At 68.6% G+C, this 13654-nt stretch carries 10 protein-coding genes; 3 read left to right on the top strand and 7 right to left on the bottom strand.

Translation table 11 applies throughout. The annotated features are described in order from the left end of the window. Positions 1-201: 201 nt before the first annotated feature. A complete protein-coding gene (locus FBZ89_RS17385; RefSeq protein WP_145751154.1) occupies positions 202-903 on the top strand; it encodes a Spy/CpxP family protein refolding chaperone in 702 nt (233 codons plus the stop codon). Positions 904-989: 86 nt separating this feature from the next. Here FBZ89_RS17385 and FBZ89_RS17380 read toward each other — a convergent pair whose 3' ends face one another. Further along, the gene (locus FBZ89_RS17380; RefSeq protein WP_145751153.1) at positions 990-2423 is read right to left on the bottom strand and encodes an MFS transporter; all 1434 of its coding nucleotides are present in this window, start codon (positions 2421-2423) and stop codon (positions 990-992) included. Between the two features lie 108 nt (positions 2424-2531). Between FBZ89_RS17380 and FBZ89_RS17375 the strand changes: the two genes are divergently transcribed. Next, complete coding sequence (locus FBZ89_RS17375; protein ID WP_145751152.1) at positions 2532-3158, top strand: helix-turn-helix transcriptional regulator; 627 nt, start codon at positions 2532-2534, stop codon at positions 3156-3158. A 13-nt stretch (positions 3159-3171) separates the two neighbouring features. Here FBZ89_RS17375 and FBZ89_RS17370 read toward each other — a convergent pair whose 3' ends face one another. The 5 genes from FBZ89_RS17370 to FBZ89_RS17350 form a co-directional block, all read right to left on the bottom strand. Beyond that, a complete protein-coding gene (locus FBZ89_RS17370; RefSeq protein WP_145751151.1) occupies positions 3172-3594 on the bottom strand; it encodes a type II toxin-antitoxin system VapC family toxin in 423 nt (140 codons plus the stop codon). Between the two features lie 2 nt (positions 3595-3596). Next, positions 3597-3881, bottom strand: coding sequence for a hypothetical protein (locus FBZ89_RS17365; RefSeq protein WP_145751150.1), 285 nt, complete (start codon positions 3879-3881; stop codon positions 3597-3599). Positions 3882-3932: 51 nt separating this feature from the next. Next, complete coding sequence (locus tag FBZ89_RS17360) at positions 3933-4946, bottom strand: glycoside hydrolase family 18 protein (protein WP_145751149.1); 1014 nt, start codon at positions 4944-4946, stop codon at positions 3933-3935. 154 nt (positions 4947-5100) lie between these two features. Then, entirely contained in the window at positions 5101-6558 is a 1458-nt protein-coding gene (locus FBZ89_RS17355; protein ID WP_186457412.1) for a M20/M25/M40 family metallo-hydrolase, read from the bottom strand. A gap of 118 nt (positions 6559-6676) precedes the next feature. Continuing rightward, on the bottom strand, positions 6677-10597 hold the full coding sequence (locus FBZ89_RS17350; protein WP_145751147.1) for a two-component regulator propeller domain-containing protein: 3921 nt from the start codon (positions 10595-10597) through the stop codon (positions 6677-6679). Between the two features lie 192 nt (positions 10598-10789). On the opposite strand from FBZ89_RS17350, the gene FBZ89_RS17345 reads away from it, so the two are divergent. Continuing rightward, the gene (locus tag FBZ89_RS17345; RefSeq protein ID WP_186457411.1) at positions 10790-11209 is read left to right on the top strand and encodes a response regulator; all 420 of its coding nucleotides are present in this window, start codon (positions 10790-10792) and stop codon (positions 11207-11209) included. A 128-nt stretch (positions 11210-11337) separates the two neighbouring features. On the opposite strand, the gene clpA is transcribed toward FBZ89_RS17345, so the two are convergent. Further along, positions 11338-13653 carry an ATP-dependent Clp protease ATP-binding subunit ClpA gene (gene clpA / locus FBZ89_RS17340; RefSeq protein ID WP_145751145.1) on the bottom strand — a complete coding sequence of 772 codons (2316 nt, stop codon included), beginning with the start codon at positions 13651-13653 and terminating at the stop codon, positions 11338-11340. Between the last annotated feature and the right edge of the window lies 1 nt (position 13654).

The raw sequence follows: 13654 nt of genomic DNA, 5'->3' as shown, positions 1-13654 counted from the left end.
CCTTTCTGCCGGCGGTCCCCCCTATGCGCCACCTCTGTATCGCGAAGCGGCTTGTCACATCAGACTAACGCAGATACCCCAATCGGGACATTCCTCTTAAGGTTTCATCAGCGTTCGGCGACAGTTTTTCCACGTTGGCCCGTATATCCGCTTAGCCGGTTCTAGAACGGCGAAGACGAACCTGACGAGGCTTGTAGATCCATGTCCCGCTTCCGTACCCAACTCCTTTCGACCTTGGCGGTCGGTGTCTTTGCCGTCGGTGTGGCGGCAGGCGCTTTCGCCCAGGACACGTCCCATCCGGCCCCGCCCCATCCGGCACCGATGGCGATGATGCATGAGCACCATCGCGGCGGCCCGTGGGAACATGTGGATGGCCGACTGGCCTTCTTGAAGGCCGAACTGAAAATCACTGCCGCCCAGGAAGGGCAGTGGAAGAAGTTCGAGGCCGTCGTTCGCGCCAATGCCGAGGAAATGAAGCAGAAGGCCGAGAAGTTCGAGGCCGAGCACAAGGCGCGCTGGGAGCAGATCGAGGCCGCCCGCAAGGCCGGCCAGCCGGTCGAGCGCCCCGCCCCGCCCTCGCTGACCGAACGCCTGGACCGCGCCGAGAAGATGGCGGCCGAACACGCCAAGCACATCAGCGAGATGAAGGCCGTGCTGGCGCCGTTGTACGCCAGCTTCACCCCGGAGCAGAAGGAAAAGGCCGACACCATGCTGGCGCGGGCCATCGGCCCGCATCATGGTCCGCACGGCTTCGGCGGCCATCACGGCTTCGGCGGCGGTCGCTTCGGTGGCCCCGGTCCCGGTGACCAGGGCATGCACGGCGGCCCCGGCCGTCCGGGCCCGGACGGCGATGACGACGGCGACATGCCGCCCCCGCCGAACCTGCCGGACGATGCCGACTGATCCTGACCGGATGGTTGGGACACTGTGAATGAAGGCGGCGGCGGATCGTTGGGATCAGCCGCCGCTTTTATTTGTGTGCGGATCACCTAGGCGCGGTTGGGCACCAGCGACACCAGGCAGGCGATGGCGCCGGGCACCGCCATCAACAGGAACAGCCAGTGGGCGGCCGACTGGCTGCCGGCGATGCCGCCGGGGTCGACCAGGCCGGCGCTGTTGGCGATGACGCCGGACAAGGCGGCGCCGAGAGCCCCGCCCAGCGACTGCATGGTGGCGATGGCGGCCGATGCCTTGTCCTGCTCCGCCTCCCCCGCCCGCTTCAGGACGCCCGCCACCAGGTGGGCCCAGCACAGGCCCACGCCGCCGCCCATGGCCAGCATGGCCAGGATCGCGGGCAGCAGGGTCATCGGGCCGTCCCAGGCCTCGGAACCACCCAGCACGGGGGCCAGGGCCAGCGTCGCGCCCGCTTCCAGCGCGCAGCCGGCGCTGATGGCCAGCACAGCCCGGCCGCCGCTGAGCGTGCCGGTGAAAAAGGCGGTCAGCGTCCAGCCCAGCGCCACCAGCGCCACCAGATACCCTGAGGCCAGCGGCGCCACACCGTGCAGGGTCTGCAGGAAATAGGGGATGTAGACATCGCTGGAGACGGTGACGATCAGGCTGAACATGACGAAGTACAGCCGGGCGATGGGCTGGCCCAGCAGCGCCGCGCCCTGGGGCAGCAGGCGGAGGGGGGCGCGGCGTTCCACCACCAGCATGGCGGCGAACAGCGCCAGCGACCCTGCCAGCAGCCCGGCCTTCAGATCCCCGCGCTCCTCCGTTCCCGCCGTGCTGACCAGCAGCACCGCCGCCAGCAGCAGGCCGATCTGCATCAGGGGCGCGCGGGCGTCGGCACGCTCATCCGCCACCCGGGGCAGCAGGCGCGGGGCGGAGAGCGCCATGATCAAGGCCGGCGGCAGCAGGATGAAAAAGCCCCAGCGCCAGGCGGATCCATCGGCGAACAGGCCGCCGGCGGTGGGGCCGAGGAAGGTAGCCACCCCCCAGATGGCGGCATAGAGGGTCGAGGCCTTGCGCCACAGCGGCTCAGGATAGACATGCCGGATGAAGGCGTAGGCGAGCCCCGACAGCATGCCGGCCCCCAGGCCCTGCACCGTGCGCCCCAGCAGCACCACGGGCATGGACGGCGCCAGGCCGCAGACCAGGCTGCCGGCGCTGAACACCAGGGCGCCCACGGTATAGACGCCGCGCAGGCCCAGCGCCCGCGGCCGCAAGGCCACGAACAAGGACCCCAGCACCGCCGCCGCGACATACAGCGTGGTGACCCAGGCGAACAGCTCCAGCCCGCCGATGTCGCGCACGACGGAGGGCGCCACCGTGGCGGTGACATAGGTCTCCACCGCGAACAGGGTGACGCCGCCGCCCAGCATGAGGGTGCCGGGCAACAGCCTGGGGGAGAACAGCTGGAAGACCGAGATGGCCGGGGGCTGGGGCGTCTCGGCGGGGTCGGGTCGGGGGTTCACGGACATGGGGTGGCTTTCCTCGCGGGCTTATCCTTGACCTGCCGGATAATTTTTTCCAAGTTATTAATTGGAAAATATGCCCGGCCCGGATTTAAGCAAGCTGAAACTTGGAATATGACCCGCCAGTCGCCCGTGAACCGCATCCTGCTGCTGTTGAAGACGGAAGGGCCCCAGCCCACCGCGACCTTGGCCGCCGCGCTGGGCATCACCGGCGAGGCGGCGCGGCAGCAGCTGTCGCGCATGGCCGAGGATGGCCTGGTGGTCAGCGTCGGCGAAGGGCCGGCCGGCCGGGGCCGCCCCCGCCAGCTATGGCGCCTGACGGCGGCGGGCCATAACCAGTTTCCGGATGGCCACGCCGCGCTGACCACCACCCTGCTGTCCACCCTGGTGGCGCAGCTGGGCGCTGGCGCCCTGGATGCCGTCATCGCCGCACGGGAGGCGGAGACCCTCGCCCGCTATCGCGCAGAGTTGGCGGATGCGCCGGACCTGCCCGAGCGCGTCCGCCGCCTGGCCGCCATCCGCTCGGCGGAAGGCTATATGGCTGACAGCTGGATGATGGATGACGGCAGCTGGCTGCTGGTGGAGAACCACTGCCCCATCTGCGCCGCCGCCACAGCGTGCGCCGGCTTCTGCCGGTCGGAACTGGAAACCTTCCGCGCCCTGCTGGGTGCCCAGGTGGAACGGACGGAACACATCCCACAGGGCGCGCGACGGTGCGCCTATCGCATCATTGAGGCATGAGGACGTGAGACGGCTACAGGCCACTGAACTGAATGATTTGAACGTCAACGCCAGCCCGTATCTTCAAGTCATTTGTCAAAAGTGAATCGCACCCCGCTTCGATGGCGGTGGCGACATGAAGCGCATCCATAAGCTTTATCTGATGGTGGGCGCCAAGACGGGCGGCGGCTTCGATTGTTTGGAGTTTGATTGGGACGAGCTGGAATATGCCCAGTTCGTGAAAGAGCTGTCTGTATCCCTCGACCAGAGCTTGATTCCCCGCTTTGTGGGGGCCGAACAGGCACTCCGCGACGGTCAACTCGCTGGTGATGAGAGGGATGCGATTGGCCTGTGCGTAGGAGAACGCCTCAATCGCCTTCTGCTGAAGGACGCCGCCGGCCTTGAAGAAATAGATGATGATGTTGGCATCAACGTAGAGACGTCGGGCTGTGAGCATGGTCAGCGGTCGTCTCTGAAATCCCGGATACCGGCGTCGATGTCCGCCTGGGTTCGCGCACCCGCCGTTCGTACGCCCAATCCGGCCAGTGCCAGGAAACGGTTCATTCGTTCCCGCTCATCACCAATGACCGTGGATGGAGATGGGGGCGCCTCGGGCGGATCGGTGATCACGATGGCGAAGGGTTGATCAGGCGCCAAGCCGGCAGCGTGCGCGACCTGCGGAAAGGTTCGCACCGTAACCCCCTCCATCACGCGTTTCATGCCCGACCCCTTGGTCATGGTCACTCCGATCTCCTAGACGTGATTCTGGGCATCACTCCCCAGGGTGTCACCTTCTTAACGTTTTCCGGCAAACCCGGAGAACGTCCGGGCATAGGCGTTTGGCGCTTGCTCCTGCCCGCTGCAATCGTTGCGCGCCTTGCCGTCGCCGGGGCAGGTGCCAGTGTCCCGGCCGATTTGCCAGAACGACAGGCCGGCCAGGCCATGCTGGTCGGCGAAGGCGCGCAGCAGGGCGGCGTCGGTCAGGGTGAAGACCTCGTCGCCGGCGTCGTTCTGGCCGATCATGGGCGTGGCCGCGATCATGGCCCAGTATTGGGCGTCGGTTCGGCCAGGCAGCAGGCTTTCCAATTGCCGGCGAACATGGACCAGCCCTTCCACGGACCGGGGGCCCATGCGGCCGGCGGACTTGCCATCGCGGTAGTCCATAGTCATGAGGTTGACGACATCGAAGCGCACGCCAGCCGCCACCGCTGACCGCAGCACCGCCAGATCAATGGGGCGCATGCCCAGGTCCGGGCGCACCGCCAGGGTGAAGGACAGGTGCAGGGCCTTGCCCCTGGCATCCCAGCGGTCTTGAAGGCGGCGTAGACCCTGGGTGCGCGCCGCGACGACGGCGGGACGCAAATTGTCGTGTACGTCGCCATCCTCGGCATCGATGTCGAGATGGTCGATGCCCAGGCGGGCCAGCGCCGCGTCATACTGGTCGGCGATGGCGTCGGCGCCGGTGCAGCGCTCCGCCAGGTCGTCGGCGTTCCAGCCGCCGCTGGACAGGATCACCGCGCCCCCGGCGGCGCGGAAGGCGGCCACCCGCTCCATCAGTCGCGCCTCGGGGATGGGCCAGCCGCCCTGGCAGGCGCCCTGGGCGTTGAAGAAGGCCAGCGTCAGGCCCTTCTGGCCGGTGGTCTTGGCCCAGGCGGCCAGGTCAGGGTCGTTGGTGAGGTCGACATAGGGCGCGAAGGCCAAGCGGGTGTCGGCGGCGTGCGCCGTTCCCGCTGCGAACGCCAAGACGGGCAGCGCCAGCAGGATGGGCGGCATCCGCCCCGCGCGCCGCAAGAAATGCCCCAGGCCCATGCCTCATCCCCCCTTTTATCCCTACCCGTCGGCCGTGGCCGTCGGGCAACCGTAGTGGAGGGGGTGCTGTCCTATGCACCGGATATTCCGGCAATATCGTCATTTGAAGGAAATTGGGGGAAGGCTAGCCCGCCCTCCCCCTTCTCGGTGGTCCTTACTTCGCCCCGGGCGCGCGGAAGGTGCCGCCGGCCTGCATGGCCAGCCACAGCACGCTGGCGTAGGCCGCCGTGGACTGGTCGATGGTGGGGCGGTCGATCCGGTCCAGGGTGTCGTCGGCGGTGTGATGGATGTCGAAGTAGGTAGTGGCGTCCAGCGACAGTTCCGCCACCGGCATGCCGGCCTCGGCCATGGGGCCCAGGTCGGAGCTTTCGCCCTCTCCATCGGCACCCTGGATGACGCGCAGGGGCTTCAGCGCCGCGGCCATGGCGGCGATGGCGCCCTCGGCATTGGCGTTGGACTTCAGCTTGAACTGCCAGACGGGGCCGATGCCCAGGTCGGCCTCGGTGCCGAGAACATAATGCGCGGCGTCGGCTGCGTGGGCCTTGCCATAGGCGACGGCGCCGTAGGTGCCCTCTTCCTCCGCTGCGAACAGCACGACGCGCAGGGTGCGCTTGGGCTTTTCCGGCAGGCCCTTGATCAGCCTGGCGGAGGCCAGGGCGATGGCCACGCCGGCACCGTCGTCGATGGCGCCTGTGCCCAGGTCCCAACTGTCCAGATGCGCGCCCATCACCACGATCTCATCCGGCTTTTCCGTGCCCTTCAGATCACCCACGACGCTGTAGGTGGTGATGGGATCCAGCGGGCCCACATCCAGCACCAGCTTCATCTTCACCGGCCCCCGCTCGAGCAGGCGGTCCAACTGGCCGGCGTCGATGGTGGAGATGGCGCCGGCCGGGATCTTGGCCACGCCGTCCTCATACCGCGTCATGCCGGTGTGGGGTGTGCGGTGGGCGTCGGTGCCGACGGAACGGATGATGACCGCCGCCGCACCCTTCTTGGCCGCCGCCGCCGGGCCGGCCAGGCGCATGGCCACGGCCTCGCCATAGCCGCTGCCGTCCTGGGTGCGGGCCATGGGCAGGGCGATGTAGGCGATCTTGCCGGTCAGCGAGCCGGCCGGCGCGGCCTTCAGGTCCGCCAGGCTGGCGAAGCGCACCACCTCGGCCTCGATGCCCTCCGGCCCGGTGCCGACGCTGGCACCCAACGCCGCCACGGCCACCGGCTGCGGCATGGGGGCGATGATGCTGGCGCGTTCCAGGCCGCGCCGCCAGCCGGGCATGGGCACGGCCTCGGTGTGCACGTCCTGCAGGCCCATGTCCTTCATGGCCTTGACCGCCCAGGCCACGGCCGCCGCGTCATTGGGCGTGCCGGGTAGACGCGGTCCCACCTGGGTGGTCAGCGATTCCACCACCTCATAGGCGCCGCTGCCGGCCAGCGCGCGCTTCTGCAATTCCTTCACGCTGCTGAGCGCCGAGGCCGGAATGGTGGCCGGGCCGGCATCGGCGGCCCACGCCGCGGTGGCGAGCAAACCCGCGATCCCGCCCAGGGCCACGCCCAGGGCAACGCCCGTGCCCAAGGTCTTGTTCTTCAATCCCAACACGCCCTTGTCTCCCATCCATCGCATTGTCCCGGGCGCGGCCCCCGCCATCGCCCCGGTCCCCGTCATTAAATAGAAAACTGCCACGGCGTGAGCCTGAAAGGCCACCACCCAGTTGTAACGATGACATGTGTTTTTACAGGCTGGGTTCCAGCACCGGCGGCGCCTCGCTGGGCTGGAAACTGCCCAGGGCGATGTGGATGCGCGTCCCCTCACCCGGCAGGCTGTCCAGGGTCAGTTCTCCGCGCAAGGGCCCGGTCACCAGGTTGTGCACGATATGCAGGCCCAGGCCGGACCCGCCCGCCCCCTGCTTGGTGGTGAAGAAGGGTTCGAACGCCTGGGCCGCCAGGTCGGCCGTCATGCCCCGCCCGTTGTCGGACACGGTGACGGTGGCTTGGCCGCCCGGCGTGCCCGCCACCTGGATATGGATGGCCGGCCGGTCCACCCCGTCGAAGGCATGGACCACGGCGTTCTGCACCAGGTTGGTCAGCACCTGGGCCAATTGCCCCGGCCGGGTGGGCACGATCAGGCCGGCGGGCCCCTCCACCGTGGCCGTCACCCCGTGGCCCTTCAGCAGTGGATCCAGGCTGACCAGCGTCTCGCGCAGGTATTCCGTCAGGGGGATGGCGCGCGCCCGCTCGCTGGTCTGGTCCACCGACAGCTGCTTGAAGCTCTGCACCAGGTCGGCGGCGCGGCGCAGGTTGCGGTTCAGGATCTCGCACTCATCCCGGGCCTGGGACAGGAATTCGTCCAGGTCGCCCCGCCGCAGGCGCTTCTCCGCCACGGCGTCGGCAAGGGACTCGACTTCCCCTTGCAACTGCGAGCCCAGGGTGACGGAGACGCCCAACGGCGTGTTGATCTCATGCGCCACCACCGCCACCAGGTTGCCCAGCGAGGCCAGCTTTTCCTGCTGCACCAGGCGGGTCAGGGCGTTTTCCAGGTTGGCCAGGGTCTGCGCCGTTTCCTCCCGCGCCTGCTCCACCTCGCGGAAAGCGGCGGCGTTGGTGATGGCCACGGCGGCGAAGGCGGCCATGGAGCGCAAGGCCTCGACATGGCGGGGCAGCGCCGCTTCCGGCCGGCTGATGCGCACCTCCACCACGCCCAGGCGGCGGCCGCCGACGCGCAAGGGGGCGTAGAGCGCGGTATCGTCGGGGCCGCTGCTGGTGGAGGCGCCCTCCGCCGCCCGCTGGTACAGCGGATCCCCCGGTGACAGGGGCCCCAGGCCCGTATCCGCCGTGCCGGCGGCGTAGACCAGGGAGAGGCTGGAGGCCTCAGGCTCGGTGAACAGGGCCACGCGCAGGGCCGCGGCCGGCATCAGCTCCGCCACATGGGCATGCAGGGCGCGGCAGATGGCCTCGCGCTCCAGCGAGGCGGACAGGTCGCGGCCCGCGTCGCCCACGCGGCGCAAGGTGGCGGCGGAGGCCGCCAGATCGGCCGTGCGCGCGTCCACCAGTTCCTCCAGCTCACGCTGGCGGCGGCGGTGCCAGGCCAGGCGGGCCCAGACCGCCAGGGCCACGGCGCCGATGACGCTGGCCCCCGCCAGGATGCGGAACCACCAGGTTTGGTACCAGGCGGGCAGCACCGTCACGGGCAGCGACAGGGTTTGCGGGTTCCACTGCCCGTCCTTGTTGCTGCCCCGCACCAGCAGGCGGTAATGGCCCGGGGCCAGGTTGGTGTAGACGGCGCGGCGCCGCTGCGCGTCCTTGTCCAGCCAGCCGCTGTCGAAGCCTTCCAGCATCACGGCATAGCGGTTGCGATCAGGGGCGGAGAAGTCCAGCGCCGTGAATTCCACCTCGAATCCCCGGTCGCCGGGATGCAGGATCAGGGGAACGCCCTCGATGGCGGCGGGCGGCACGCTCTGCGTTCCCACCCGCACGTCGGTCACCGCCAGGGGCGGGGCGAAGCGCCAGTCGGTGATGGCGTCGGGCGACACGATGGTCATGCCGCCATCACCGGCGAACAGCAGCTTTCCGTCCGGCGTGACGGCCGAGGCGTTTTCCCAATATCGACGGATCAGGGCGTTTTCCGCCGGGCCCAGCACGCGTACCGCCAAGCTGCCCACGTCGATGCTCACCAGCTCATCCGCGGTGGTGGCCCAGACATGGCCGTGACCGTCATAGGTCAGGTTGTTGACGCGCAGGCTGGGCAGGCCGTTTTCCCGGTCCAGGGTATGGAAACGCGGTTTGCCGCTGTCATCACGCCCCTCCAGGATGGCGATGCCGCCCTGGGCAGTCCCCACCCACAGCCGGCCCCGCCCATCCTCGGCCAGGCTGTTGATGTAATCATGCGGCAGGGAACTGGGATCGTTCTTGTCATGGGCCAGGCGCTCCACCGTGCCGGTGGCCGGATCCAGGCGGTTCAGCCCGTGTTCCGTGCCGGCCCACACCGCCCCGGTATGGTCGATCGTCAAGGCGATGATGCGGTCGTCCACCAGGCTGGCGGGATTGGCCGGGTCGCGCCGGTATAGCGTCTTGGCGCCATCGGCATCGACGCGCACCAGGCCGGAGAAGGTGCCCACCCAGGTGGCCCCGCCCGCGGTCACCACGCGGGAGATGTAGGGATAGGGGTTGGGGGTGGGCAGCGCCTCCCGAGCCACCGCCCCCGTCGCCTCGGCGACGCGGTAGAGGCCGCGGGGCGTGCCCGCCCAGATGTGTCCTGGCGCGGCGCCGTCCCCGCCCGCGTGCCGGGCCATGGCCAGCACGTCCAGTTGCGGCAGGCTGTGTTCCGGATCGGCTTGCGCGCCGCCGGCCAGGATGCGGCGCACCTGGCGGGTCGTGGGATCGAACACCAGCACGGCGCCATCGCCGCCCAGCCACAGCGTGCCTTGGGGGGCCACGGCCACGCTCTTGATGGTGGGCAGATCGCCGAGCGGCGGCCGTCCGTTGCCGGTGAACAGCGTCACCAGGGCGGCGTTGGTGGGATTGTGTATGTCCAGGCCGGAGTCGCCGCCCGTCCAGATCAGGCCGGAGCGGTCCTTGAGGATGGCGCGCAGGGCGTTGCTGGACAGGGTGGCGGGGATGTCCGGCTCATGCCGGATGGTGTGGTAGACGCCCTTGGCGACATCCACCTCGGCGATGCCGTTGCCCAGTGTCGCCACCCACAGCACACCCGGCCGCACCTCCACGGCACCCCGCATGGTGATGGCCGCCAGCGGTGGCTCCCCCTCGCCTTGCGGTCGGATGATGGTCAGGGAATGGTCGCGCGGGTCGTAGACGCCCAGGCCGCTGCGGTCGCCGCCCAGCCATAGGCGGCCGTCCGCCCCCTCCTCGATCTGCCAGACGCTGTCGGCCAGCAGGGCGCCGGCGGCGGGGGACAGCGTCGCCACCGGCGGCGGGGCGAAGCGGTCGCCGCGCGCCGCGCGTACCACCAGCCCCTTGGCGGTTCCGGCCCACAGGGCGCCGGTGCGGTCCTGGTGCACGGTGAAGACGGTACTATGGGGCAGCGCGTCGTCGCCGGGGCCCTTGTCCTTCACGTCCTTGTCGGCGTGGCGGAAGCGTTCCAGCACCCGACCGTCGCCGTTCAGATGATCCATGCCGCCGCGGGTGGCCACCCAGACGCCGCCGTCGCCGTCGTCGCTGATGTCATAGATGGTGGCGGCGCTGACGCCCGCAGGGCCGGGGGCGATGGTGCGGAAGCGTTCCGTCACCGGATCATAGAGGGCCAGGCCGCCCACATGGGTGCCGATCCACAGCCGGCCGGCGGGATCGACGTGCAGCGCGCGGATGACGCCGTCCGGCAGCGAGCCCGGCACCTCAGGATCCGGCTGGAACACCCGCATGTGATAGCCGTCGAAGCGGGCCAGGCCGTTGGTGGTGCCGATCCAGATGAAGCCGCGCTGGTCCTGCGCCAGGGAGAAGATGGTATCGCTGGGTAAACCCCGGCTGCGGTCGATATGCTCGAACGCCGTCTGCCCCAGCGCCTGCCATGGTCCAGGCTCCGCCCGCGCCACGCCCCACGGGACGCAAGCGGCCCCCAGGGCGGCCAGCCACACCACAACGAACAAGGACACTACGCGCATCAGCACAACCACCAGGGTGACGGCAATCGCCGGAGTCACCGATACGGGTGGCCCGAACAATCCTGGATTTTATAGGAAAGGTGGCGCGGCGCCACAAAATCAACGATACCGGTTCCAATGGGTCCTGCGGCAAAGGGACTGTCCGAGGGTGGTGAACAAGCCTATTGTGGCGGCAACACAGGCTTGCGCCCCAGGGCGCGCCTCCTGCGAGGAGCCGAGGGACTAACCGTAATGAGTATCCAAAATACCGGCGCCGAAGACCCCGCCCCCGGCCTCCGCGTCCTGGTGGCGGAGGACAACCGGGTGAATCGGGAGTTGGTCCTGGCCGTCCTGTGCCGCCTGGGGTACCAGGCGACGGGCGCCGCCGATGGGGCTGAGGCCATCGCCCTGTTCGACGCCGCCGAAACACCCTTCGACTTGGTGTTGCTGGATCTCAACATGCCCGGCGTCGGCGGGGCCGAGGCCGCGCGGGAGTTGCACGGCCGTCCCGTCCCCGCCGGTCGCGATCGGTCCGTGCCCCTGGTGCTGATGACGGCCGAGACCGACGTCATCGACCATCTGACCACGGGCCTGTTCTCCGGCTACGTCGCCAAGCCGCTGGCCTGGAACGACCTGGATGCCCTGATCAAGCGGCTGGTGGCTTTGTCCTAAGGCGTTCCCTCAAGTGCCGGGGACCTCCGACTCTCTTTGCCACCCCCTATGCAACCGTCCCAAAACAGCACGGGCCCCCAGGAATGTCCTGGATGCCCGCCCGTTTCCAGCGCGGTGGTGAGCGATGGTCAGTTGACCAGTTCCGGCACCTTCTCCTCCGGCTTTTCCGCCTGCGGCGGGCGTGTGCCGCCGGCGGCGTAGTCGAAGGACAGGGCGTCGTCCTTCACGGTGACGCGGACGGCGCCGCCCTTTACCAGCTTGCCGAACAGCAGCTCCTCCGCCAGGGGCTTCTTGATGTACTCCTGGATCGTGCGTCCCAGGGGGCGCGCACCGTACAGGGGATCGTAGCCCTTCTTAGACAGCCACTCCCGGGCCTCGTCCGTCAGTTCGATGGTGACGCCGCGATCACTCAGCTGCGCCTCCAGCTCCATGACGAACTTGTCCACCACCCGGCCGATGATCTCCGGCGACAGGCCGGAGAACGCGATGATGGCGTCCAGGCGGTTGCGGAATTCCGGGGTGAACAGGCGGTTGATCGCCTCCTCGTCCTCGCCCAGGCGCTGCTCCCGCCCGAAGCCGAAGGCGGGCTTGGCCAGGTCGGCGGCACCGGCATTGGTGGTCATGATCAGGATGACGTTGCGGAAATCGACCGTCTTGCCGTTGTGGTCGGTCAGCTTGCCGTGGTCCATCACCTGCAGCAGGATGTTGTACAGATCCGGGTGCGCCTTCTCGATCTCGTCCAGCAGCAGCACGCAATGCGGATGCTGGTCGATGGCGTCGGTCAGCAGACCACCCTGGTCGAAGCCGACATAGCCCGGGGGGGCGCCGATCAGGCGGCTCACCGTGTGCCGCTCCATATACTCCGACATGTCGAAGCGGGTGAGCTCGATGCCCAGGGTGCGCGACAGCTGGCGCGCCACTTCGGTCTTGCCCACGCCGGTGGGGCCGGAGAACAGGTAGTTGCCGATGGGCTTTTCCGGATCGCGCAAGCCGGCGCGCGCCAGCTTGATGGCGCTGACCAGGGTGTCGATGGCCTTGTCCTGGCCGAACACCATGGTCTTCAGGTCGCGCTCCAGATTCAGCAACACCTCGCGGTCATCGCGGCTGACGCTCTTCGGCGGGATGCGGGCGATCTTGGCGACCACCGCTTCCACATCCTTGACCTGGATGGTCTTCTTGCGCTTGCCCGGCGGCAGCAGCATCTGGGCGGCGCCCACCTCGTCGATGATGTCGATGGCCTTGTCCGGCAGCTTGCGGTCGCCGATGTACTTGGCCGACAGCTCCACCGCCGAGCGGATGGCCTCGCGGGTGTAGCGGACGTTGTGGTGCTTCTCGTAATAGCTCTTGATCCCTTCCAGGATTTTCACGGCGTCGTCCAGCGAGGGCTCGTTGACGTCGATCTTCTGGAAGCGGCGGACCAGGGCGCGGTCCTTCTCGAAGTAGCTGCGGTATTCCTTATAGGTGGTGGAGCCGATGCAGCGCAGGGCGCCGCTGGCCAGGGCCGGCTTCAGCAGGTTGCTGGCGTCCATGGCGCCGCCCGAGGTGGCGCCGGCGCCGATCACCGTGTGGATCTCGTCGATGAACAGGACGGAGCCCTCGACCGCCTCCAGCTCCGACAGCACGGACTTCAGCCGTTCCTCGAAGTCGCCGCGATAGCGGGTGCCGGCCAGCAGGGCGCCCATGTCCAGCGCGAAGATGGTGGCGTTCTGCAGCACCTCCGGCACCTCGCCGTGGACGATGCGGCGGGCCAGGCCCTCGGCGATGGCGGTCTTGCCCACGCCGGGGTCGCCCACGTACAGGGGGTTGTTCTTGGAGCGGCGGCAGAGGATCTGAATGGTGCGGTCGACCTCCTGCGCGCGGCCGATCAGGGGATCGATCTTGCCGCTGAGCGCCTTCTTGTTGAGGTTGACGCAATAGGCCTCCAGCGCCTCGGTGCCCTTCTTGGGCGCCTTTTCGCCGGCGGGCGTTTCCTCCTCCGCGCCACTGACGCGCTTCGTCTCCGACCGGCCGGGGGACTTGGCGATGCCGTGGGAGATGTAGTTGACCGCGTCGAACCGCGTCATCTCCTGCTCCTGCAGGAAATAGACGGCGTGGCTTTCCCGTTCGGAGAACAGGGCGACCAGCACGTTGGCGCCGGTCACCTCCTCCCGCCCGGAACTCTGGACGTGGATGGCGGCGCGCTGCAGCACCCGCTGGAAGCCGGCGGTGGGCTTGGCGTCCTCGGACCGGCTGGAGATCAGGTTGCTCAGCTCGTTATCCAGGTACTCGCCCAGTTCGACGCGCAGCTTTTCCACGGTCACGCCGCAGGCGCGCAACACGGCCAGGGCGTCCTGGTCTTCGGTGAGGGCCAGCAGAAGGTGTTCCAGGGTCGCGTACTCGTGCCGACGCTCATTGGCGTAAGCTAGGGCCCGGTGCAGCGTCTGCTCGAGGTTACGCGAGAGCATG

The sequence above is a fragment of the Nitrospirillum amazonense genome (genome assembly GCF_007828045.1).
Taxonomy (GTDB): Bacteria; Pseudomonadota; Alphaproteobacteria; order Azospirillales; family Azospirillaceae; genus Nitrospirillum; species Nitrospirillum amazonense_C.
This window is presented reverse-complemented; position numbering and strand designations above follow the sequence as displayed.

Bases quoted from the DNA above. Each gene is read 5' to 3' on its own strand.
- FBZ89_RS17385 (WP_145751154.1), top strand. From the start codon at position 202: ATGTCCCGCTTCCGTACCCAACTCCTTTCGACCTTGGCGGTCGGTGTC.
- FBZ89_RS17380 (WP_145751153.1), bottom strand. From the start codon at position 2,423: ATGTCCGTGAACCCCCGACCCGACCCCGCCGAGACGCCCCAGCCCCCG.
- FBZ89_RS17375 (WP_145751152.1), top strand. From the start codon at position 2,532: ATGACCCGCCAGTCGCCCGTGAACCGCATCCTGCTGCTGTTGAAGACG.
- FBZ89_RS17370 (WP_145751151.1), bottom strand. From the start codon at position 3,594: ATGCTCACAGCCCGACGTCTCTACGTTGATGCCAACATCATCATCTAT.
- FBZ89_RS17360 (WP_145751149.1), bottom strand. From the start codon at position 4,946: ATGGGCCTGGGGCATTTCTTGCGGCGCGCGGGGCGGATGCCGCCCATC.
- FBZ89_RS17355 (WP_186457412.1), bottom strand. From the start codon at position 6,558: ATGGGAGACAAGGGCGTGTTGGGATTGAAGAACAAGACCTTGGGCACG.
- FBZ89_RS17345 (WP_186457411.1), top strand. From the start codon at position 10,790: ATGAGTATCCAAAATACCGGCGCCGAAGACCCCGCCCCCGGCCTCCGC.
- clpA (WP_145751145.1), bottom strand. From the start codon at position 13,653: ATGCTCTCGCGTAACCTCGAGCAGACGCTGCACCGGGCCCTAGCTTAC.